At 74.5% G+C, this 22,073-nt stretch carries 19 protein-coding genes; 8 read left to right on the top strand and 11 right to left on the bottom strand.

All coding sequences use genetic code 11. The features are described 5' to 3' along the window. Positions 1-202 precede the first annotated feature (202 nt). A complete protein-coding gene (locus OG286_RS15740; RefSeq protein ID WP_396320702.1) occupies positions 203-751 on the bottom strand; it encodes a hypothetical protein in 549 nt (182 codons plus the stop codon). 183 nt (positions 752-934) lie between these two features. On the opposite strand from OG286_RS15740, the gene OG286_RS15735 reads away from it, so the two are divergent. Then, a complete protein-coding gene (locus OG286_RS15735) occupies positions 935-1,879 on the top strand; it encodes a DMT family transporter (protein WP_396320703.1) in 945 nt (314 codons plus the stop codon). A gap of 24 nt (positions 1,880-1,903) precedes the next feature. Here the strand turns inward: OG286_RS15735 and corA are convergent, their stop codons facing one another. After that, a complete protein-coding gene (corA, locus tag OG286_RS15730; RefSeq protein WP_396320704.1) occupies positions 1,904-3,028 on the bottom strand; it encodes a magnesium/cobalt transporter CorA in 1,125 nt (374 codons plus the stop codon). A gap of 459 nt (positions 3,029-3,487) precedes the next feature. Between corA and OG286_RS15725 the strand changes: the two genes are divergently transcribed. Further along, a complete protein-coding gene (locus OG286_RS15725) occupies positions 3,488-4,147 on the top strand; it encodes a suppressor of fused domain protein (protein WP_405365384.1) in 660 nt (219 codons plus the stop codon). Between the two features lie 69 nt (positions 4,148-4,216). Here the strand turns inward: OG286_RS15725 and OG286_RS15720 are convergent, their stop codons facing one another. The 5 genes from OG286_RS15720 to OG286_RS15700 all read right to left on the bottom strand — a co-directional run bounded on the left by OG286_RS15720 (position 4,217) and on the right by OG286_RS15700 (position 9,365). Then, positions 4,217-5,077 (bottom strand): PHP domain-containing protein, encoded by an 861-nt coding sequence (locus tag OG286_RS15720; RefSeq protein ID WP_396320706.1) that lies wholly within the window; start codon positions 5,075-5,077, stop codon positions 4,217-4,219. Between the two features lie 61 nt (positions 5,078-5,138). After that, positions 5,139-5,777, bottom strand: a complete 639-nt coding sequence (locus tag OG286_RS15715; RefSeq protein WP_396320707.1) for a DUF6758 family protein — start codon at positions 5,775-5,777, stop codon at positions 5,139-5,141. Between the two features lie 315 nt (positions 5,778-6,092). Continuing rightward, entirely contained in the window at positions 6,093-6,239 is a 147-nt protein-coding gene (locus OG286_RS15710) for a hypothetical protein (RefSeq protein ID WP_153882781.1), read from the bottom strand. Positions 6,240-6,565: 326 nt separating this feature from the next. Continuing rightward, complete coding sequence (locus OG286_RS15705) at positions 6,566-7,447, bottom strand: alpha/beta fold hydrolase (RefSeq protein ID WP_405361272.1); 882 nt, start codon at positions 7,445-7,447, stop codon at positions 6,566-6,568. Positions 7,448-7,622: 175 nt separating this feature from the next. Beyond that, positions 7,623-9,365 carry a DEAD/DEAH box helicase gene (locus tag OG286_RS15700; protein WP_405365382.1) on the bottom strand — a complete coding sequence of 581 codons (1,743 nt, stop codon included), beginning with the start codon at positions 9,363-9,365 and terminating at the stop codon, positions 7,623-7,625. Between the two features lie 729 nt (positions 9,366-10,094). Between OG286_RS15700 and OG286_RS15695 the strand changes: the two genes are divergently transcribed. Beyond that, the gene (locus OG286_RS15695; protein WP_396320710.1) at positions 10,095-10,823 is read left to right on the top strand and encodes a ferritin-like fold-containing protein; all 729 of its coding nucleotides are present in this window, start codon (positions 10,095-10,097) and stop codon (positions 10,821-10,823) included. A 42-nt stretch (positions 10,824-10,865) separates the two neighbouring features. Here OG286_RS15695 and OG286_RS15690 read toward each other — a convergent pair whose 3' ends face one another. From OG286_RS15690 to OG286_RS15680, 3 genes are all read right to left on the bottom strand, one after another. After that, the gene (locus OG286_RS15690) at positions 10,866-11,183 is read right to left on the bottom strand and encodes a hypothetical protein (protein ID WP_405365380.1); all 318 of its coding nucleotides are present in this window, start codon (positions 11,181-11,183) and stop codon (positions 10,866-10,868) included. A gap of 141 nt (positions 11,184-11,324) precedes the next feature. Further along, positions 11,325-11,552: a DUF3107 domain-containing protein gene (locus tag OG286_RS15685; protein ID WP_396320712.1), complete on the bottom strand. Its 228-nt coding sequence runs from the start codon at positions 11,550-11,552 to the stop codon at positions 11,325-11,327. A gap of 131 nt (positions 11,553-11,683) precedes the next feature. After that, positions 11,684-12,346 carry a TetR/AcrR family transcriptional regulator gene (locus OG286_RS15680; RefSeq protein WP_396320713.1) on the bottom strand — a complete coding sequence of 221 codons (663 nt, stop codon included), beginning with the start codon at positions 12,344-12,346 and terminating at the stop codon, positions 11,684-11,686. Between the two features lie 222 nt (positions 12,347-12,568). Here OG286_RS15680 and OG286_RS15675 point away from each other — a divergent pair, with 222 nt between their 5' ends. From OG286_RS15675 to moeZ, 5 genes are all read left to right on the top strand, one after another. After that, positions 12,569-13,498, top strand: coding sequence for an alpha/beta fold hydrolase (locus OG286_RS15675; protein WP_396320714.1), 930 nt, complete (start codon positions 12,569-12,571; stop codon positions 13,496-13,498). Between the two features lie 387 nt (positions 13,499-13,885). Next, positions 13,886-15,490: a glycosyltransferase gene (locus tag OG286_RS15670; RefSeq protein WP_405365378.1), complete on the top strand. Its 1,605-nt coding sequence runs from the start codon at positions 13,886-13,888 to the stop codon at positions 15,488-15,490. A 44-nt stretch (positions 15,491-15,534) separates the two neighbouring features. Continuing rightward, a complete protein-coding gene (locus OG286_RS15665; RefSeq protein ID WP_405365376.1) occupies positions 15,535-16,686 on the top strand; it encodes a hypothetical protein in 1,152 nt (383 codons plus the stop codon). A gap of 82 nt (positions 16,687-16,768) precedes the next feature. Beyond that, positions 16,769-17,770: an NAD-dependent epimerase/dehydratase family protein gene (locus tag OG286_RS15660; RefSeq protein ID WP_396320717.1), complete on the top strand. Its 1,002-nt coding sequence runs from the start codon at positions 16,769-16,771 to the stop codon at positions 17,768-17,770. 263 nt (positions 17,771-18,033) lie between these two features. Then, on the top strand, positions 18,034-19,212 hold the full coding sequence (moeZ, locus tag OG286_RS15655; protein WP_405365374.1) for an adenylyltransferase/sulfurtransferase MoeZ: 1,179 nt from the start codon (positions 18,034-18,036) through the stop codon (positions 19,210-19,212). 86 nt (positions 19,213-19,298) lie between these two features. Here moeZ and OG286_RS15650 read toward each other — a convergent pair whose 3' ends face one another. Beyond that, the gene (locus OG286_RS15650; RefSeq protein ID WP_396320952.1) at positions 19,299-22,046 is read right to left on the bottom strand and encodes a flippase-like domain-containing protein; all 2,748 of its coding nucleotides are present in this window, start codon (positions 22,044-22,046) and stop codon (positions 19,299-19,301) included. Between the last annotated feature and the right edge of the window lie 27 nt (positions 22,047-22,073).

The raw sequence follows: 22,073 nt of genomic DNA, 5'->3' as shown, positions 1-22,073 counted from the left end.
GCACGGGCGCGGGGGAGCGCCCCGCGGCCAAGGCTACCCGGGCACTCCGGGCCCGGCCCGGCGAGGCACGGCCCGCGGCCGGGGTGCGTGACCTGCGGGGGAGCCGGCTCCGCGGCCGCACAGGAAGCCGGCCCGGCCGGCTTCCTGCTACGGGGAGGCCCGGGGGCTCCAGGGGAATCCGGGGGGATCCAGGGGGTGGGGCTCAGCCCTTGCGGCGCTTGAGGAGCAGCTTGGGCAGCCCGGCCGGGATGGGCATCCGGGTGGTCGCGGGGGTGGGCATCGGGGCGGCGGCGTGCGAGGTGTCCGGCATGGCCCCGGGGTGCTCGGCCAGCGCGCCGGCCGGCTCCAGCCGCAGCACCCGGCACTCGCGGGCCCAGCGGTCGGCGATGGTGTCGGTGTCGGGCGCGTTCAGCCGCTTGCCCTTGAGCTCCTCCACGGCGCCGAGCCAGGCCTCGCCGCCCGGCGTCAGCTCGGTGACCCGGGCCGTCCAGCCGGTCAGCCGCCCGCCCTTGTCCTTGCTGCGCACGGTGACCACCGCGCCGACTCCGGCGGCGAGCCCGTGCAGCGGCTGCTCGCCGCCGTCGCCGACCACCACCACCGCGCCGTCGTACCAGGCGTGCCAGAGCGCCCGGCTCTGCTCCTGGCCGTCCGCGCGCACCCAGAGCAGGCCGGACTTCTTGGCGGCCTCCTCCAGCAGAGCCCGGTCGAGGAAGTCGTCGGCGGTCGCGGCTGCGGCAGGCGTACGGTCCATGGCGGACAGCGTAAGGCCTGGGGGCGTGTCGTCGGAGTACTGCCTGCCTGGCGGCGCTGCCCCGGCGACGCGCCCGCAGGACGCCTGCGAGACGTCTCACTCGTCGGGCGACAGTGCCATGACGGCCCCATGGGCCTTACCTTAGGATCCGCCCACACCCTCACGACGAGCCAGAGGAGCGCCGTGCCCGCCGCCCGGCCCGAGACCGCCGCCCCCGCCGATTCCGGCCGCACCGCCACCGCGGCCGGCCAGGCGCCCTCGCACCCGCTCCCCAAGCTCGACCTGCTGCTGCTCGCCGTCTCCGTCTCCGGCATCTCGCTCTCCGGGCCGCTGATCAGCGCCACCGCTGCCCCCGCCCTGGCGATCGCGTTCTGGCGCAACGTCATGTCGGTCGGCGTGCTGGGCCCGTACGCGCTGCTGCGGCACCGCGCCGAGCTGCGCGGGATCGGCGGACGGGCGCTGCTGCTGGCGGTGGCGGCCGGTGCGCTGCTCGCGGTGCACTTCGCGCTCTGGATGCCCAGCCTGCGGATGACCTCGGTGGCCTCGGCGACCGCGCTGGTGACCACCACCCCGCTCTGGACCATCCTGCTGATGCGGCTGTTCGGGGTGCGGGCGCCCAGGCTGGTCTGGACCGGCATGTCGGTGGCCTTCGCCGGCGTGCTGGTGCTCACCGGCGTCGATATGTCGCTGTCCCCGCGCGCCATGCTCGGCGACGCGCTGGCGCTCGGCGCCGGCCTCGCGGCGGCCGGGTACATGCTGCTGGGCGCCGAGGTCCGCAGGACCGTCAGCACCACCGCGTACACCCTGGTCTGCTACGCCACCACGGCGGTGGTGCTGCTGGTGATCTGCCTGGCCGCCGGGACGACGATGAGCGGCTGGCCGGCCGGGGCCTGGTGGCAGATCGTGCTGCTGATGGTCACCGCCCAGCTGCTCGGCCACTCGCTGAGCAACCGGGTGGTGCGCACCCTGGGCCCGTCCGTCACCTCCACCGCGATCCTGCTGGAGACCCCGGGGGCCGCGCTGATCGCCGCGCTCTGGCTCGGCCAGTGGCCCCCGGTGGCCGCCTACCCGGCGGTGGTGCTGATCCTGCTCGGCCTGGTCCTGGTCGCCCGCGGGGGCCGCAAGTAGCGCTCCGGCGGCCCGGGCGGGGCTCTACAGCCAGCCGTTGCGGCGGAAGCCGCGGTACATGCCGATGCAGATCAGCACGACGCTGCCGAGCACCATCGGGTACCCGTACTTGTGGTGCAGCTCCGGCATGTAGTCGAAGTTCATGCCGTAGACGCCGGTGATCATGGTGGGCACGGCGAAGATCGCCGCCCAGGCGGTGATCTTGCGCATGTCCTCGTTCTGCGCCACCGAGACCTGCGCCAGGTTGGCCTGGAGCAGCGAGTTGAGCAGTTCGTCGAAGCCGTGCACCTGCTCGGTGACCCGGGCGAGGTGGTCGGCGACGTCCCGGAAGTACTTCTGGATGTCCGGGTCGACCAGCCGCTGCAACGGCTCGGAGAGCTGCTGCATGGGCCGCAGCAACGGCGCCACCGCCCGCTTGAACTCCAGCACTTCGCGCTTGAGCTGGTAGACCCGGCCGACGTCGGTACCCCGGCCGCCCTTGTTGGAGAAGACGTCGAACTCGATCTCGTCCACGTCGGTCTGCAGCCGGTCGGCGACCAGCAGGTAGTTGTCCACCACCTGGTCGGCGATCGCGTGCAGGACGGCGGAAGGGCCCTTGGCGAGCAGCCCGGAGCCGTCCGCGTCGGCCTCCAGCCGGTGCCGCAGCTCCTGCAGCGAGCTGTGCCCGCCGTGCCGGACGGTGATCACGAAGTCCCGCCCGGCGAAGACCATCAGCTCGCCGGTCTCGACCACCTCGCTGGTCGGGGTGAGCTGGTCGTGCTCGACGTAGCGGATCGTCTTGAAGACGGCGAACAGGACGTCGTCGTACCGCTCGACCTTGGGCCGCTGGTGCGCGTGGACGGCGTCCTCGACCGCCAGCGGGTGCAGGCCGAAGCGCTGGGCGATGCCCTCGAACTCGGCCTCGGTCGGCTCGTGCAGCCCGATCCAGCTGAACGATCCTGCACCGTCCGGCACTTGCTGCGAGGCCTTGACGAGGCGGGCCGCCTCGCGCGGGCTGCAGCTCTCGCCCTGTCGCCGGCCGTGCTGGTAGACGGCGCAGTCCACCACCGCCGAGGTGGACGCGCCCGGGTGGATCGAGTCGAACAGGCCGGCCGCCGAGCGGCGGCGGTTGGTGCGGACGGCGGCGCGCAGGCTGTTGATCATCGACATGGCAGGCTCCCTGGGGCAGGAGCCGCCGCACGGCGGCGCGGTGACAGAAGTGGCCGTGGTGCGACGGCGAAGGAACACCGGTGGAAGGGCGCCTGCGGTCGGTCCTCGGCCTTGCTGGGGCACGCGCTGGAACGACCGGACGCCGGTGAGGGTGCTCTCCCGGGCCGGCCCGACACTGCCTCGGTCGTCTCGACGGACGCGGCGGGCCCAGCTACTGCTGGGGCTGTTTCAGCCTGCGTGACGAGGGGTACGGGGAAGGCGTCCGGGCCGGGTAGAGCTGCCGGTACTGCATGGTCGGCTGGTATCCACCGCAACCACCTCCTTCACGCCGCTGCCCCGGAGGAGGTAAGCATCCCCGGTGGCCAGTCGCTCACACTAACATCTGACCGGGCATTGCCGCTGCGGCGTTCCCGTGACGCTCGTGACAACCGGGCGGGTGCCCCGGGTTACGCTCACGGCATGGCGCACGACTTCCCGCTCTTCGGCGACCCTTCCTCGGCCTCCGGCGGCGGTTCCCACGACCCCTCCGGACTCTCCCGGGAGGCGGTGCTGGCCGCCGTCGAGGCCCGGCTGCTGACCGCCTTCGGCGAACCGAGCGGCCGCGCGGCGGTCACCTTCCTCGGCGCGGACCGGATCGAGGTGCTGCGCTTCGGCCCGGACGCCGACGGCCTGGTCCGCTACGCCACGCTCGGGATGGCCGCCGCACCGATGGCCGACCCCGCCGCGACCGTCGCCGACCAGGTCCGGGGCCCGCGCGCCGAACTGGTCCTGACGGTCCGTGGGGCGCGCGACAGCGTGCTCAGGACCTTGGCCACCTTCGCCGCGACCCCGCAGGTGGAGGGCCTGGTGGTGGCCCCCGGCGGCTCGCTGGACCTCGGCACCCCGCTCTGGGACGGCGCGCCGTTCACCTCGGTGCTGGCCGCCGAGCCGGGCGGGCTGGTGCCCGATCTGGAGCTGGACGAGCCGGCCGACCCGGTCCGGTTCCTGCCGCTGCTGCCGATGACGCCCAACGAGGCCGGCTGGAAGCGCGTGCACGGCGCGGCCGCCCTGGAGGAGCGCTGGCTCCGGCACGGCGCCGACCTGCGCGACCCCGACCGCCGTGCGGTACCGCTGGACTGACACCGGCTCAGGCCGGGTTCGGCGAGCGTCCGGGCGCTTCCGCACCCCGGCTCGCGCGCCGGGGAGGCCCTACCCCCCGATCGGCTTCGCGCCGGTGGCCTGCGCCACCAGTGCCTCGTAGACGGCGGGATCGGTGGTGTGCTCGCCGAGCCGGACGGTCTTGCGGCTGCCGTGGTAGTCGCTGGACCCGGTGGTCAGCAGGCCGAGCTCGGCGGCCAGCCCGCGCAGGTGCTCGCGGGCCGGCTCGTCGTGGTCGACGTGGTCGACCTCCAGCGCGGCCAGCCCGGCCGCCGCGAGGTCCGCGATCACCCGGTCGGAGACGGTCCGCCCGCGCTTGACCGCGCCCGGGTGCGCGAAGACCGGTACCCCGCCGGCCGCCCGGACCAGCCGGACCGCCTCGACCGGGTCGGTCTCGTGCTTGCGGACGTCCGCCCGACCGCCGTTGGCCAGCCACTGCGGCGTGAACGCGTCCGAGACGGTGGCCACCACGCCGGCCTCGACCAGCGCGCTGGCGATGTGCGGCCGGCCCACCGAACCGGCGCCCGCGATCCGCTCGACCTGCTCCCAGCTGATGTCCGCACCCAGGGCGCGGCACCGCTCGACGATCGCCCGTCCGCGCCGGAACCGGTCGGTGCGCACCAGCTCGCGCTCCTGCGCGAACTCCGGCTCGGCCGGGTCGAACAGGTAGGCCAGCAGGTGCATGCTGATGCCGTCCACGACGCAGGACAGCTCGGCGCCCGGGACGAGGGTCAGCCGCGTGCCGGCCGGCAGCGCGTGCACCGCCTCGGCGGCCTCGGCATGGCCTCCCACCGTGTCGTGGTCGGTCAGCGCCACCACGTCCAGACCCGCGGCGACCGCCGCCGCGACCAGCTCGGCCGGGCTGTCGGTGCCGTCGGAGGCGTTGCTGTGGGCGTGCAGGTCGATGCGCACGGAGTCGGCTCCTGGGGTGGGCGGCGGGGTGCCGCCCAGGATAGTGCGGCCCCCGCGGGGCTCAGCCGAGCAGGCGGGGGGAGAGGGCCCCGCAGGGGAGCAGGTCCAGCTCGGCGCCGGCCTCGCGCAGGTCGGTGATGACCAGCTCGTCGTACATCACCAGCGCCGACTGCTCTGGCCAGGCCACCGCCCAGAGCCAGAGCCCGCGGGCCTCGCCGACGAAGACCGCGCGGTCGGCCGGTGCGTCCGGGACGTGGAACATCGGGGTGGGCCGCCCGGCCGCCATCAGCTTGGCGTCGGCGGGCTTGTAGAGGGCGACGGACTCGCCCGGGTCCGGGCCGGCCAGCCCCGCGTAGCGGGCGCCGAGCCCGACGCCCAGCTCCTCGGCGACCAGCACCAGCTCCCCGAAGCCGCCGAGCGGCGCCGGGCCGGAGCAGGCGACGGCGGTGGCCCGGGCGCCCGAGACGTCGTCACCGACGTGCGCGATGCCGGTGTAGAGCCAGCCGACCGGGAGCGGCCAGGGCAGCCAGACGGGGACCTGTGAACGGGCGACGGCGACGCCGAGCGCTTCCACGCTCGGGGGCAGCACCGGCTGCATCGGGTGCACGTCCCCGTGCCGGTCACACTGCCAGGTGTCTGAGAACAGACCGGGGGCGCGGACCCGACCGGCGCACCTCGGGCAGCTTGGCTCGCCCCTCATAGCCGACAACGCTCCTCCCTCCGGACCGCCGCGTCAAGGACGATCACCCGTACGGAGGGCGCGGTGGCACCTGTCGGTGGCGGGCGTCCGTCCGGCGCCGGGTGGGCGCGGTGCGGGCGGCTCCCGGTAGGGAATGTCCAGCGGCGGGCGGCGGCAAACGTCCGTCCCGCGGGCCGGGGAGGCCCGGACGCACTGACGCCCCGTCATCGGCGATCGCGGCGACGGGGCGTCAGTCGGGTATCGGGACGTCGGTATCGGACGTTCCCGGGTCTTCGGCGGCGGGTGAGGGCTCCCGGTCGGAGGCGCCGCGCTGGGTCAGACGGTCGGGCACGGACGGATGAGCAGGCGCTCGCCGGTGCGGGCGGCGGCCTGGACGAACTCGCGGACGGTCTCGGCGTCGGCGATCAGTCGGTCGGTGGCGGTGCCGTTGGCGTCGTCCAGTCGGAGGATCTCGAAGCGCATGGGCGTCTCCTTTCCTGGCCCCGCGGTGCGGGGCGGTTGTGGCTGAGTCGGTATCAGCCCTTTCGGGGTCTGTCGCGTCGAACGGTCGACGGTCTGCTGTGGCAAAAGGGCTCCCCCCTGCTTGCCCAGGACCTCTGGTCCCGCGTGAACCACGGTGTCGTGGTGCTGCTACCGGGTCGTTGCTCGCCCGTAAAGTCCTGGTTTCGGCTGATTCGCGCCGACGTCGGGGTCGACGATGATTCCCGGACAGAATCAAATATTACCGTAACTAACGAATTTTGTCCCGCGCTGACGCGGGCCGGGCCGGCGGGAAGCGGCGGAACCTGCTAGGCCCGGCTCCAGAAGCCGGCCAGCGCCTCGGCGGTGGCGGCCGGCTGCTCGGCGTTGGGGGAGTGGCCGGCGTCCTCGACCACCACCCGGCGGGCGCCCAGCCGTTCGGCCATCTTCGTCTGCTCCGGGACCGGCCAGGCGTAGTCCCGGACGCCGGAGAGCACCAGGGCGGGCAGCGCCCCGGCCGCCGCGGCCAGCTCGTCCACCAGGTCCGGAGCGTCGACCAGGTGGCTGCCGGTGGTCATGAGCGCCTGCGGCACGTTGGCCAGCCAGCGGCGGTGCAGGAACCCGGTGACCTCGGGGGTCCGGTGGCGGGCCGGGTCGCCCGAGCCCTCCTCCATCTGCTGGAGCACCTGCCAGATCTCCTCCAGGCTCATCGTCGGCAGTACCGAGATCAGCAGCTTGGTGCGCTCCGCCTCGCCCGGCTCGATCGCCCCCGGCCCGGTGGACATCAGGGTCAGCGACCGCCAGGGCAGCGGCCCCTCGGCGGCGGCCGCCAGCACGGCCTCCCGGACCACCTGGCCGCCGAAGGAGTGGCCCAGCAGGTGCAGCGGGCCTCCGTCGGCGGCCAGCACGGCGGAGAGCGCCCGGACGTCCGCGCCCAGGGCGTCGACGGCGTAGGCGGCGGGGTCGTCGGGGCCGCCGGTCTCGAACTGGCCGCGCTGGTCGACCGCGGTCACCCGGTAGCCGGCCGCCGCGAGCGGCTCCAGCAGCGCGATGAAGTCCTCCTTGCTGCCGGTGAACCCGGGCACCAGCAGCGCCGACCCGCGTACCGCGCCGGCCGGTTCGGCCCGCAGGGCGGCGAACTCCCCGCGGGCGGTGGCCACTCGCAGCGCACGCGCACAACGGGGGAGGGTGAGGAACGGCGGCGTGCTCATGGGCGGATCTCCTGGATCTCCTGCGGCTCTCCTGTGACCCGGACGGACTGACCGGCCGGTCACCCCGAGCCTAGGGGGTGGGCGTGACGCACCCCGGGGCGTGAAACGCCGGAGGGGGTGGCCCGCCCCGACGTGCGGGACCGGGCCGCCCCCTCCGGGCGGTGCCTCAGGTGCGTCAGCTCTCCGGCGTCGCCTCGGTGGCCTCGGCGGCCGGGCGGCGGGCCCTGGTCCGGCGGCGCGGGGCCGGGGCCTCGGCCGGGGCGTCCGCGGTGGCCTCGGGCGCCGCAGCGCCCTCGGCGGCCGGCTCGGCCTTCGCCTTGGCCCGGCTGCGGGTGCGGCGGGCCGGCTTCTCCTCGGTGGCGGTCGCGGCCGTGGCCGTCTCGGCGACCGCGGCCGGAGCCTCGGCCACCGCGGCGACGGCGCTCTCACCGGCGGCGGCGCTGCGCGGACGGCGCCGGCGACGGCGCGGAGCCGCAGCCTCGCCCTCGGCACCCTCGACGGCCGGAGCCGCAGGGGCCGCAGGGGCATCGACCACAGCGGCGCCCTCGACGGGCGCGCCCGTCACCGCGTCGGCCGCGAGTGCGCTGCCGGCACGGGTGCGGCGGCGCTCACGGGTCCGGCGGGCCGGCTTCTCCTCGGGGGTCTCGACGGCGGCGGCGGGCTTGCCGGAGCCGCCCTTCGCTGCGGCCCGGCCACGGCCGCCGGCCGAACGCGAACCGCGCCCGCCGGTCTCGCCGAGGTCCTCGACCTCCTCCGCGCCGAGCCCGGCCCGGGTCCGCTCCGACCGCGGCAGGACACCGGTGGTGCCCTTGGCGATCTTCAGCAGCTCGTACAGGTGCGGCGAGGTGGAGTAGGTCTCCTCCGGCTCGTTGAACTTGAGGTCCAGCGCCTTGTTGATCAGCTGCCAGCGCGGGATGTCGTCCCAGTCGACCAGCGTGACGGCGGTGCCGGAGGCGCCGGCCCGGCCGGTGCGGCCGATCCGGTGCAGGTAGGTCTTCTCGTCCTCGGGGCACTGGTAGTTGATGACGTGCGTGACGCCCTCGACATCGATGCCGCGGGCCGCGACGTCGGTGCAGACCAGCACGTCGACCTTGCCGCTGCGGAAGGCCCGCAGCGCCTGCTCGCGGGCGCCCTGGCCGAGGTCCCCGTGGACCGCGCCGGCCGCGAAGCCGCGCTGGGTCAGCTGGTCGGAGACGTCGGCGGCGGTGCGCTTGGTCCGGCAAAAGATCATCGCCAGGCCGCGGCCGTCGGACTGCAGGATGCGCGAGACCATCTCCACCTTGTCGAGCGAGTGCGCCCGGAAGATGTGCTGGGTGGTGTTGGCCACGGTGTGGCCGGTGTCGTCCGGCGCGGCGGCCCGGATGTGGGTCGGCTGGCTCATGTACCGGCGGGCGAGGCTGATGACCTGGCCCGGCATGGTCGCCGAGAACAGCAGGGTCTGCCGCTTGGCGGGCAGCATGGTGATGATCTTCTCGACGTCGGGCAGGAAGCCCAGGTCGAGCATCTCGTCGGCCTCGTCGAGGACCAGCGCGCGGACCTTCGACAGGTCCAGCTTGCGCTGCCCCGCGAGGTCGAGCAGGCGGCCCGGGGTGCCGACGATGATGTCGACGCCCTTCTTGAGCGCCTCGACCTGCGGCTCGTAGGCGCGGCCGCCGTAGATCGCGAGCACGCGGACGTCGCGGACCTTGCCTGCCGTCTGCAGGTCGTTGGTGACCTGGGTGCACAGCTCACGGGTCGGGACGACGATCAGCGCCTGCGGGCCGTCGGAGAGCTGGTCCTCGGTGGCGCGGCCGGCGTCGATGTCGGCGCGGACGACGACGCGCTCGATCAGCGGGAGGCCGAAACCGAGGGTCTTACCGGTGCCGGTCTTGGCCTGGCCGATGACGTCGTGGCCGGTCAGCGCGACCGGGAGGGTCATCTCCTGGATGGGGAAGGGGTGGATGATGCCGACGGCCTCCAGGGCCTCGGCGGTCTCCGGGAGGATCCCCAGGTCCCGGAAAGTGGTCTTGGTGGGTTCAGCGGTGGTGGACAGGGTGCTGCCTCTTCCGTGTGGTGGGGCCGAGAGCGAGAGAGCGGCGGGCAGCCGCGCGGCTGCGTACGGGCCAGGGGCCCTGAATACAGCTGCGCGGACGCACAACCGCGCCGGTCCCTGCGGCCGGCCGGTGCGCGCGGCCCGGTCAAGGGGCGCGTCTCCGGCGGCGTCGGGGAGGATTTCCCGTGAGGGACCTGCGCGGGACCTTGCGCCGGGCGGCGCGGTCCGCGGCGGCCCTCGCTCGGCCACTGATGCGGTGCCAAGGCTTGAAGTCCAAGCCATGGTCGGAGCCGATCGGCTCTCCGACCGGGCATCCGCGTACGTGAGTACCCGGCTTCCGGTACGGACACGTCCTGAGGGACGGTCCCGCTACGGAGCGGGCTTGCCCGGCGCACCGAGACGTCGGTGACACCGTGCGAGCACTACGGGCCTCCCTACCACCATACCGTGACGGGCCGACTCGAACACGTGACGCGCATGACATCGCTGCTCGGAGGGCCTGCGGGGCGGCGGGAGGCCTGCTCGCGGGGAGCGCGGCGGCCGGGTCCGGGGCCGGGGCGGCGGGTGGCGCACCATGCGTGTGCGGGAGGCCGGTCGGCACTAAGGTGGCAGGTCATGGAGACCCATGGTGAGACGCAGGACGACGGGGCCGGTTCGATCGGGGACTGGGCGAGCTGCTCGGCCGACCCCGGCTACCGGGCGGCCGTGCTGGATCTGCTCGGCGCCCTCGCCTACGGCGAGCTGAGCGCTTTCGAGCGGCTCGCCGAGGACGCCAAGCTCGCACCGGACCTCGCCGACAAGGCCGCGCTGGCCCGGATGGCCTCCGCCGAGTTCCAGCACTACCAGCGGCTGCACGACCGGCTCGACGAGGTGGGCGCCGACCCGCAGGAGGCGATGCGGCCGTTCGTCGAGCCGCTGGAGCTGTTCCACCGGATGACCGCGCCGTCGGACTGGCTGGAGGGCCTGGTCAAGGCCTACGTGGGCGACGCGATCGCCACCGACTTCTACCGCGAGGTGGCCGTCCGCCTGGACGACGACACCCGCGACCTGGTCCTCGGCGTGATGTCGGACACCGGGCACGCGCAGTTCGCCGTCGACAAGGTGCGGCAGGCCATCGAGGCCGACCCGCGGGCCGGCGGCCGGCTGGCGCTCTGGGGCCGGCGGCTGATGGGCGAGGCGCTGAGCCAGGCGCAGCGGGTGGTCGCCGAGCGGGACGCGCTCTCCAACCTGCTGGTCGGCGGCATGCACGTACAGGGCTTCGACCTGGTCGAGGTCGGCAAGATGTTCAACCGGATCACCGAGGCGCACACCAAGCGGATGGCCGCGCTGGGCCTCGCGTCCTAGGCCTGGTGGATCGCGCGCCCGGCGGGAGCGGGCCTGCGGCCGTCAGGCGGGCCGGTGCCGGCGGTGGGCCCCGGCCCGGTGCGGGTGGTGCCGGTGGGCGGGCTGGCGCCCGGCGGCGAGGTCGGGCCGGGCCAGCACCGAGGTGAGCAGGGCCGAGGCGACCGCCGAGACCGCGATGCTGACCGCCGGGAAGCCGCCGTCCATCGTGAAGTGCGCGATCACCCCGGCGAGCAGCGCCGAGACCACTGCCGTCCCCATCGTCAGCCCACGTCCGGCCGGGAAGTACGCGGGCAGTGAAAGCAGCGCGGCGGCGCCGACGATCAGGCCGACGAGGGCGAAGGCGAGCGTCTCGACCAGCAAGGGTGCCTCCCCGGGGCGGGTGTGCGGCACTCGGGCGGCCGCACTGTCGCCGTACCCCGGTCCTCCCGGCCGTACACGCCGTGCCGCGGAACGCAGCGGTGCCCCGTTCCCTGGGGAGGGAACGGGGCACCGCGGTACAGCTCAGAGCGTGCCGAACCCGACCTTGCGGGCGGCCGGCTCGCCGATCTCCACGTACGCCAGGCGCTCGGCCGGGACGATGACGCGGCGGCCGTGCTCGTCGGTCAGCGCGAAGAGCTTAGAGGGGCCCTCCAGCGCCTTGGCGATCGCGCTCTCGACCTCATCGGCAGTCTGCGAGCTCTCGATCACGATCTCGCGCGGCGCGTTCTGCACGCCGATCTTGACCTCCACGGCTTCCGTCCCTCCGGGGTTGCAGCCATCCACGCGCGGTTCCGGACCGCCTGGGACAGGCGATCGCGGCGACCGCGCCGTACGGCTTCACCATAGAGCACCGGATCAAGGCCGAGGCGAAGGTCGGTGGATCACTGCTCGGCGGCGGAGCCCTCGGCCTGCTCGGAGCCGGGGTGCATCGGGAAGCCCTTCAGGCCGCGCCAGGCCAGGCTGGCGACCAGCCGGACGGCCTCGTCGCGCGGGATCTCCAGGCCCTGGGAGAGCCAGTAGCGGGCGGTGATCTGGGCCAGGCCGCAGACGCCGGCGGCGAGCAGCTTGGACTCGGCCTCGGGGAGGTCGGTGTCCTCCTGGATGACCTTGCTGACCAGCGTCGCGCTCGCCTCCGAGGCCCGCTCGACGCGCTCGCGCACGGCCGGCTCGTTGGTCAGGTCCGACTCGAAGACCAGCCGGAAGGCGCCGGACTCGCTGGAGACGTAGTTGAAGTACGCCTCCATCGTCGCGGCGACCCGCAGCTTGTTGTCGGTGGTCGTCGACAGGGCGTCGCGGGTGGACTCGACCAGGGCGTCGCAGTGCTTGTCCAGCAGCGCCAGGTAGAGCTCCAGCTTTCCGGGGAAGTGCTGGTACAGCACCGGCTTGCTGACCCCGGCGCGATCGGCGATGTCGTCCATGGCGGCCGCGTGGTAACCCTGCGCGACGAACACCTCCTGGGCGGCACCGAGCAGTTGTTCACGGCGGGCGCTTCGCGGCAGGCGGGCACCGCGCGGGCGCTCCTGCGCCTCCTGGATGGCCGTCACGGCGCTCCTCACTTCACGGGTTGTTCGGGGCTGGCAAGATGACCGATTCTACTTTTCGGTAACCGCGTTCGCGCTTGGCGAGCGGAAGAAAAGCACGGAGCCCCCTTGTCAGGAGCCCACAATACGGCGCTGACCATGGGCAACGGCAGTGGTGTGACAAGAGCTGAGACGGTCGGTCCCGCCCGGGGCCCCGCGGCCGGGGGCTCACTACCATCGTCCACCATGAGCAGCGCTGAGCAGCAGATACGCACACAGGCGGGGGAGCCCGCACCGTTCCGTACGGTCGAGGTGCCCGGTGCGGCGCTTGCGGTCCACCGGCCCGCCGCGGACGCGGGCACGGCCGAGGGGCGGGAACCGGCCCTCTTCGTCCACGGGCTCGGCGGCTCGGCCGGCAACTGGACGGCGCTGATGGCCGCACTCTCCGGCCTGGTCGACGGCGAGGCCGTGGACCTGCCCGGCTTCGGCCACTCCGCGCCGCCGGCCGACGGCAACCTCACCGTCTCCGGGCACGTCCGGGCGGTGATCGGCTACCTGGAGGCGGCCGGGCGCGGCCCGGTGCACCTCTTCGGAAACTCGCTCGGCGGCGCCGTCTCCGTGCGGCTCGCCGCGCTCCGGCCGGACCTCGTGCGCAGCCTCACCCTGATCTCACCGGCGCTGCCCGAGCTGCCGCCGCAGCGCACCGCCTGGCCGACCGGCCTGCTCGCGGTCCCCGGCGTCCCCGCGCTGCTGCGCCGGCTGCCGGCGAACGGGCGGAGCGTCGAGGACGCCACCGAGGGGCTGCTGCGGCTGATCTACGGCGACCCGCAGGGCCTGTCGCCGGCCACCCGGGCCGAGGCGGTGGCGGAGTACCGCCGGCGCAGCGAGGTGCCGCACGCGATGGAGGCGCTCATCGGCTCGGCACGCGGGATCGTCTCCGCCTACACCGAGCGCGGGGACCAGGCGCTCTGGCGGCAGGCCGGGCGGGTGACGGCGCCCACGCTGCTGGTGTACGGCCTGCGGGACAAGCTGGTCTCCTACCGCTCGGCGCGGCGGGCCTGCAACGCCTTCGCGGACGCCCGGCTGCTGGTGCTGCCGGAGTCGGGGCACGTGGCGATGATGGAGCACCCGGAGCAGGTGGCCCGGGCGGTGCGGGAGCTGCTCGCGCGGGTCTGAGGGCGGGCGGGGGCGCCTCGGGGCGGACCCGGGAAGGCGGGCGACCAGGGCGTGGGTGAGGGCGCGGACCGGGCACAGGGGTCCGCGCCCCGGTTTTTTGGTGCGCCATAACGCCCCGGCCCGGGGCAAGGTCACGCCGGTTCACTCGTTCAGGTGGCAGCCAGGCCATGTGACCGATGGATCGCCGGAGGCCGGTCCTACCTTTCTGCTGTCGGACCGAACACATGTGGGGGAGTCGCGGCCGCCGAGCATTCGGAAGGCGGCCGCGAGCAGGGGTACCGGCGTGCGGCTCCGCGGTCCTCATGCCCATTCGAGTAGCAAGCCCTTGCCTGCACCGCCCCTGCCGAGGGGGCAAGCCCCGGCAAGGGGCAGCAAAGGAGGTCTCCCGTGCGCGTTGCCCTGCTCATCGAAGGTGTCCGCATGAGTCCGGAGCGTGGTACCGGCACCTGGTTCGACCGGCTGGCCGAAGGCCTGCGGGAGCACGACTTCGAGTCGTACGTGCTGGCGGGCTCGGGGGTCGGGGCCGGTGCCCGGGGCCGCTGGCTCGGGGTGCACGAACTGGCCCTCCGGGGACGCCGGCCGGGTGGCCGGCTGCCGGGGGCCCTGCGCAGACGGCAGTACGGGCGGGCGTACGAGGAGCTCGTCCGGGCGCTGGTCATGCCGGGGGAGCGGACCGCGTTCGGCGCCGGGCTGTACCGGCTGGCGGCGCTCTCCAGGGAGGACGGCGCGCTGCCGGCGTTCCTCGCCTCGGCGCACGCGCGGCGCACGCTGGAGCGGGCGTGGCGCTCCCCGGGCGCCGACACCTCGGCCGGGCAGCCGCTGGTCTGCGACGTGCTGGTCGCGGCGGACCTGCTGGAGCAGTGCCTGCGGCCGCTCTCCGCGCCCTGGTACGGCGCCGGACCGGGCGGCCTCGGCGGTGCCGATCTCTGCCACGTGGTCGGCGGCGGCCCGGCCGCACTGCCCGCGCTGGTGGCCAAGCAGATGCACGGGGTGCCGTTCGTTGTCACCGAGCACGGTCTGCACCTGCGCGAGCAGTACCTCGGCTACCGCGCGGCGCCGTACCGGTGGCCGGTCCGGGCGCTGATGCTCTCGTTCTTCCGGGCGCTCACCGAGGAGACGTACCGGCAGGCCGCGATACTGACCCCCGGCAGCGCCCACGACCAGCAGTGGCAGCGGCGCTGCGGGGCCGACCCGGCGCGGACCAGGGTGGTCCACGAGGGCACCCCGGCGGTGGCCCGGGCGGCGGCCGGCCCGGAGCCCGCCGAGCCGACCCTGGTCTGGGCGGGCGCACTGGAGCCGGGCCGGGACACCGAGCTGATGCTGCACGCCTTCGCGCGGGTCCGGGCCGAGCTGCCCGCGGCGCGGCTGGTGGTCCACGGCGAGGAGGCCGTCCGGGGCTACCGGGCACACTGCGAGGCGGTCGCCGAGCGGCTGGGGGTGGCCGGTGCGGTGGAGTTCGCCGGGCGGCCGGAGTCGACCGCACGGGCCTGGGAGGGCGCCACCGTGGTGGTCTTCTCGGCGCTCTCCCAGCACAGCCCCCGGCTGCTGGCCGACGCGATGCTGAGCGGCCGGGCAGTGGTATCGACCGATGTCGGGGTGGTCCGGGAGGTGGTCGGGCCGACCGGGCTGCTCGTCCCGCCGCGTGACCCGCAGGCGCTGGCCGGTGCCTGCCTGGCGCTGCTGCAGGACGAGGAGCGGCGGGCGCGGCTCGGCCTGGCGGGGCGGCTGCGGGCGCAGGAACGCTTCGCCGTCGAGCCGGTGATCGCGGCGTTCCGGGAGATCTACCTGGAACTGGTCTCGCAGTGGCCGGCCTTCCCGGCCGCGGCCGGCGGTGGGGCGGGCGCGCGGCCGCGCCCGTTCGCCCGGCCCGCCGAGTACTGGCTGGCGGACCGCCGGGGCGAGGGCCTTGAGGGTACGGAGGGTACGGAGGCGGGCGGGGACGCACCGGAGGCGGCGGCCGACCGGCCGGGCGCCCTCGCGGAGGCGGTCTGATGGCGGGCGGCGGTCCGGCGGCCGGGGCCACCGGGGCTTCAGCGGTGCCCGGGGCACCCGCGGCGCCGGGGCTCTCCGGCGATCCGGTCCGGGAGGTGATGGCGGAGCACCGGGAGCTCTGCGAGCCGGCCGTCGACCCGCTGGACCTCGCCGTCCGGCTGGAGGAGGCCGGTCTGGGCCAGGAGGCGGCGGCGCGCTGCCGGCACGCGGACCTGTTCGGGCTCGCCGAGGAGCTGTACGCCCGGGTGCCGCGCCGACCGGCCGCGACCCCGGCGGCCGACGAGGCGGAGGAGGGCCGGCCGAGGCGCTACGGCGCGGCGCTGCGGGCGTCGGTGTGCGCGGGGCTGCCGGTCGCGGCGGCGGCCGCACTCGGTGGCCGGTGGCCGGTGCTGCTCCCGGCGGCTGTCGCGCTCACGCTGCTGCGGGCGGGATCGGCGGTTTCGGCGGCGGGACCGGCGGCGTCGGAAGCGTCCGGGGCATCCTCCGCTGCGCCCGGCCCCGCCACCGCCGTCGACCTCGGACCCGGCCCGTCCGCCGCCTCCTGGCAGGGCGCGCCGCACCCGGCCGGGCCGCGGCGGTGGCGGCCGGACGCCCTGGGCCACGGGGCCGGGGTGGCCGGGCTGCTGCTGCTCCCGCTCGCCGGGGCGACCGCCGGGGCCGGGGACGGCCGGGTGACGGCCGCGCTGGTGCTGGCGGCGGCGCTGTCGGCCGGGTCGGCCGAGTGGGCCGGGCGCTGGTTCCGGCACATCGGCCGCGGCCATCTGCGGACGGCGGGCACGCTCGCCGAGTTCCGCGCCCGGATGCGGCCGGTGCTGCCGGTGGCCGTGGTCCTGCACCTGGCCGTGCTGGCGGTGCTCAGCTTCGCCGCGCTCGCCGTGCTGACCGTCGTCGCCCCGCGTCCCGGGCCGGGCCACGACGGCGGGCTGCTGCACCTGGTGGCCGAGCGCGCCGGTCCCGTCCAGTGGGCGGCGCAGGGCGTGCTGGGCCTGCTGCTGGTGCTGCCCGCGGCGCTGGCGCACTGCGGCCGTGGCGGCCTGGCCGCACTGGGCGCGCTCGCCGGGGCGGTGGCCGCCGGCGTCCCGCTCGCGCTGGGCCGGTCCGCGGCGGCAGCCGGGCTGCTCGGCGGCGGGGCCGTCGCGCTGGTGCTGCTGGCGTACGCGTGGCCGGTGCTCGGCCGGGCCGGGGCGCACCGCTGACTCTTCCTGCTCGTCAACGCTCTGTCCGTCAACTCTGTCCGCCAGGTCGTCCCCGACCTCGCTTCGTGGAAGGACACCCCCGATGAGGGTGCTGCTGCTGGGTGCCGACGGCTTCATCGGCCGCCGGGTCACCGATCGTCTGCTCGTGGACCAGGAGTTGCAGGTGACGGTGCTCGGTCGGCGTGACTCGGCCGACATCCGCTTCGACCTGACCGCCGGCAGTCCGGGCGCGCTGGCCCGGTTCCTGGACGCGGTCGCGCCCCAGGTGGTGATCAACTGTGCGGGCGCCACCTACGGCAGCTCCCGCACCCTGATCCGGGCCAACACGCTGGCCGTCGCCACCGTCTGCGAGGCGATCCGGCGCAGCCGGGAGCCGGCCCGGCTGGTGCACGTCGGGTCGGCGGCGGAGTACGGGCCGGTGCCGGGCGGGGTGCCGGTGTCGGAGAGCGCCGAGCCGCGGCCGGTCGGCCCGTACGGGGTGTCCAAGCTCGCCGGGACGGAGCTGGTGCTGGCCTCGGGGCTGGACGCGACGGTGCTGCGGGTGTTCGACGTGGTGGGGCCGGGGGCGCCGACGGCCTCGCTGTTCGGGCGTCTCGCCGAGGGGCTGCGGCGGGCGCTGGAGCGGGACGAGCCGCAGGTGCGGATGCCGGACCTGTCCGGATACCGGGATTTCGTGGACGTCCGGGACGTCGCGCGGGCGATCCGGGCGGCGGCGGTCTCGGCGGCCACCGGAGTGATCAACATCGGCAGCGGGCACGCCGTCCGGGCCCGGGAGGCGGCCCAGCTGCTGGTCCGGGCGTCCGGCTTCGAGGGGGCGATCGTGGAGGAGAACCGGCAGGTCCTGCTGCCCGCGCAGGCGGGCGGGCCGGCCGAGCACGGCGTCCCGCACCTGGGGCAGCACCACCTGCCGGGGCACCGCTCGCCGGAGCCCCGGCAGGCCGAGGGGCGCGGCCCGTCGGGCGAGCCGGTGCCGTGGCGGCAGGCGGACGTGCGGACCGCCCGGGACCGTCTCGGCTGGCGGACACAGGTGCCGCTGGAGGAGTCGTTGGGGGACGTCTGGCTGGAGACGGCCTGCCGGGTCTGACCCCCGGCGGCCGGCGCGGCAGGGCGCGGCAGGGGGCGCCAACGGCCCAGTGGTGGCGGGCCGCAGCGCCTCTGACCGGCCCGGGAACGGTGCGACCGGCCGGTCCCAGCATCCGACGCAGCCCGTCTCGCCAGTCGGACGGGCTGTCTCGGAATACCGGGGCGGCATGACACTGTTGGCGTAGCAGAGCCACCTCGGTGGCGTCGCAACAAGCCACAAGAGGTTGGCCCTGGCCACCTGAACTGACGACCATCGGAGTCCCCGTGTCGCTGCCACCCCTGGTCGAGCCGGCCGCCGAGCTCACCGTTGACGAGGTCCGCAGGTACTCCCGCCACCTGATCATCCCCGACGTGGGCATGGCCGGGCAGAAGCGGCTGAAGAACGCCAAGGTGCTGTGCGTCGGCGCCGGCGGCCTCGGTTCGCCCGCGCTGATGTACCTGGCTGCGGCGGGCGTCGGCACGCTCGGCATCGTCGAGTTCGACGTGGTGGACGAGTCCAACCTGCAGCGTCAGATCATCCACGGCCAGTCCGACATCGGCCGCTCCAAGGGCGAGTCGGCGCGGGACTCCGTCAAGGAGATCAACCCCTACGTCAACGTGATCCTCCACGAGGAGCGCCTCGACAACTCCAACGTCATGGAGATCTTCTCCGGCTACGACCTGATCGTGGACGGCACCGACAACTTCGCCACCCGTTACCTGGTGAACGACGCCGCGGTGCTGCTCGGCAAGCCGTACGTGTGGGGCTCGATCTACCGCTTCGACGGCCAGGCCAGCGTCTTCTGGGCCGAGCACGGCCCCTGCTACCGCTGCCTCTACCCGGAGGCCCCGCCGGCGGGCATGGTCCCGTCCTGCGCCGAGGGCGGCGTGCTGGGCGTGCTCTGCGCGTCCATCGGTTCGATCCAGGTCACCGAGGCGATCAAGCTGCTGGCCGGTGTCGGCGAGCCGCTGGTCGGCCGGCTGATGATCTACGACGCCCTGGAGATGAACTACCGCCAGGTGAAGGTCCGCAAGGACCCGAACTGCGCGCTCTGCGGCGAGAACCCGACGGTCACCGAGCTGATCGACTACGAGGCCTTCTGCGGCGTCGTGTCGGACGAGGCGCAGACCGCCGCCGCCGGTTCGACGATCACCTCGAAGCAGCTCAAGCAGTGGCAGGACGACAAGGAGGACATCTTCCTGGTCGACGTCCGCGAGCCCGGCGAGTACGAGATCGTCAACATCCCCGGCGCGGTGCTGATCCCGAAGAACGAGTTCCTGATGGGCGACGCCCTGGAGTCGCTGCCGCAGGACAAGAAGATCGTGCTGCACTGCAAGTCGGGCGTGCGCTCGGCCGAGGTGCTGGCCGTGGTGAAGTCGGCCGGCTTCGCCAACGCCGTCCACCTGGGCGGCGGCGTGCTCGGCTGGGTCAACCAGATCGAGCCGCACAAGCCGGTCTACTAGAGGACCCGGCCGGTCTGCCAAGACCGCGGTACCACCCGGGAAGGGCCCGCTCCGGCGGGCCCTTCCTCGTGTTCGCGGCCGGCCGGCTAGAGCGCGCCCCTGCGCTGGAGCACGTTGTAGGAGATCCAGCCGGGCAGGACCGGCAGCCAGAAGGTGAGCGCCCGGTAGAGGAAGACCGCCGGGGTGGCGACCGCCGGGGGCACGTCGGCGACGGTGAGCGCACCGATCAGGGCGACCTCGACCGGGCCGATGCCGCCGGGGGTGGGGATGGCGGAGCCGGCCGCGTTGGCGGTCAGGAAGACCACCGCGACCGCCGAGAAGCTGATCGAGCCGCCGAAGGCCTGCACCGAGGCGTCCAGGCAGGCGGTGAAGGAGAGGGTCAGCAGCAGGATGCCGCCGAAGCCGGTGACCAGCTTGCTGGGCGTCTGCATCAGGTCGAGCATCCGCGGCACCACGCCGAAGAACAGCGAGCGCAGCCGGTTCAGCACGAACCGTCGCAGCGGGGCGACGGCCGCGACCACCAGGGCGAGCACGGCGGCGGTCAGCACACCGATGATCACCGCGCGGGACGCGGAGAGGTCCCCGTTGGTCTGGCTGCCGGTGATCAGGCCGAAGCTGAACAGCAGCAGCAGGTGCCCGGTCAGGCCGGCCAGCTGGGAGGCGCCGACCGAGGCGACCGCCTGCCCGGAGCGGATACCGGCCTTCTGCAGGTAGCGCGTGTTCAGCGCGATGCCGCCGATCGCGGCCGGTGCGACCAGCTTGACGAAGGACCCGGCCAGCTGGGCGGCGACGGTGCGCCGGAACGGCAGCTTCTCCGGGACGAAGCCGGTCAGGCTCATCGACGCGGCCACGTAGCTGAAGGCGGCCGCGGCGAGGGCCACCGCGGCCCAGGCCCAGTTCATCTGGGACAGCTTGAGCTGGGCCGGCTTGATGGTGGTCAGCGCCAGGTAGGCGGCGAAGGTGAGCGCGATGACCATGATCAGGGTCTTCGGCTTCAGCCGCTCCAGCTTGGCCGTCTCGGTCGGTGCCTCCGGGGCGATCTGGAGGATCTGGCCGCGGATCCGGCTGAGCAGGTCCTCGCCCGCGGTCGCGATGTCCTCCTCGGCCTGCTGCTGGGTGCGCTCGCCGGCGGCGACCTGCTCCAGCGCCCGGGCCCGGGCGGCGGTCTTGCGCTCCTTGGTGAGCTTCCTCAGGTCGACGCGGGTGGAGCGGCTCATCCCGACCGGCTGGAGCAGCGGCAGCGCCTGGGCGACCCGGTCGGCGCCGAGCACGGCGTTGGCGGTGGCGACCGCCCGCTCCGGGCCGATCCGCAGCGCGAAGGTGGTGAGCAGCTGGGCGACGTCGATGCGCAGGGTCAGGTCGGTGGCGGCGATGTCGCCGCCGGAGAGGTTGACCAGGCAGGCCGTCTTCTCGTCGACGACCAGCAGCGACTCGCCGGTGAGCCGGCGGTGGGCGATCCGGCGCTCGTGCAGGGCGCCGACGGACTCCCAGAGCGAGGCCATCACCTGGTCGGTGACCTCCTCGTCCGCGAGGTCGTCCAGGGGGCGGCCCTCGACGTTCTCGTACACCAGGATCGCGGCGTCCGGGCCCAGCTCGGAGGTGGCGACCAGTTGCGGGGCGCGGGCGCCCGAGGCGGCGGCCGCGTAGGCGATCAGCGCCTCCTGCTCCAGCGCCTGGCGCAGCGACTGGGGGCTGCGGCGGACGGCCACCGAGCGCAGTCGCAGGCGTCTCCAGGCCCGGTAGAAGAAGCCGGAGGCCTGCTGTTCGCGGTCGATGATGTGGACGTCCAGCGGCGGGCCGCTCTGCTGGGCGACGAAGTAGCGGCGGGTGCCGCCGGGCGCGTCCGCGGCGCGGTGGGCGCTGGCCGGGGTGAAGCCGACCTTGCGCAGCCCGATCATCAGGTGCTGGCCGGTGGGCCGGATGTTCGGCGAGCCGATCGCGTACAGCGTGCCGTAGGCGACGGACCAGCCGATGAGGACGGTGAGCAGCAGCGAGAGCGGCGTGGTGTAGCCGCCGAGCAGCTCGGTGATCCCGCTGAAGACCACCACCACCCAGAGGGCGACCCGCCAGCGCGGCCGGCTCGACATGCCGACCGCCGTCATGTAGGCGATCACCGGGGCCAGGTAGCCGTGCACCGGGTCGGTGAGGGTGCCGTTGCTGTCCAGCGGGAGCCGGGTGAGGGCGTCCCGGATGTGCTCGGAGGCGCCCTCGGCGACCCACCAGTCGATGCCCAGCGAGACGCCGTAGGCGAGGACCGAGGCGAGCACGCCGTCGGCGACCCGCAGGCCGTCGCGTTTGATCAGCCGCTCGACCGCGAAGGCGAGCGGGACGGCGAGCACCGCGACGCTGGAGACCAGGCCGGTGATGGTGGAGAGCACCGGGGAGAAGCGGGGCGCGTTGGAGGCGATGTCCAGCTCGATGCCGGTGGTGGTCGAGGTCGCCACACCGGCCAGGACGAACACGGCGACTATGCCGAAGACGCCGGCCAGGAAGCGGATCAGGTCGGACGGGCGGTGCGCGCGGGCGGCGAGCAGCGGCTCGTCGACGTCCAGGTGCGGGGTGTCGTCGTGGGCGTCAGCGGCCTCGGCGGCTTCTTGCCCGTCGAGCGGCGTGGGCTGCTGGGCCGGGACGCCGGTCGGCGTAGGCTCGGCCGCGGGGGCCGGAGCGTGTTCGGGCGCCTCGGCCTCGGCGTCGGTCGGCTGCGGGGTCTTGATCGTCCGGTCCTTGATCAGGGAGACTTCCGGGGGCGGCTCGGCGGCGGGCGTACCGCCGGCACCTGCGGGCATGGCGTCGGAGGACTCGTCGGAGTCCTCGTCCACGCCCACGTCGGCCATCCCGGTCATCTGGTCTTGTCCTCGTAT

This window comes from Kitasatospora sp. NBC_00039 (assembly GCF_045160625.1).
Lineage (GTDB): Bacteria > Actinomycetota > Actinomycetes > Streptomycetales > Streptomycetaceae > Kitasatospora.
Note: the sequence above shows the minus strand (reverse complement) of the source record. Positions and strands in the feature narration are given on the sequence as shown.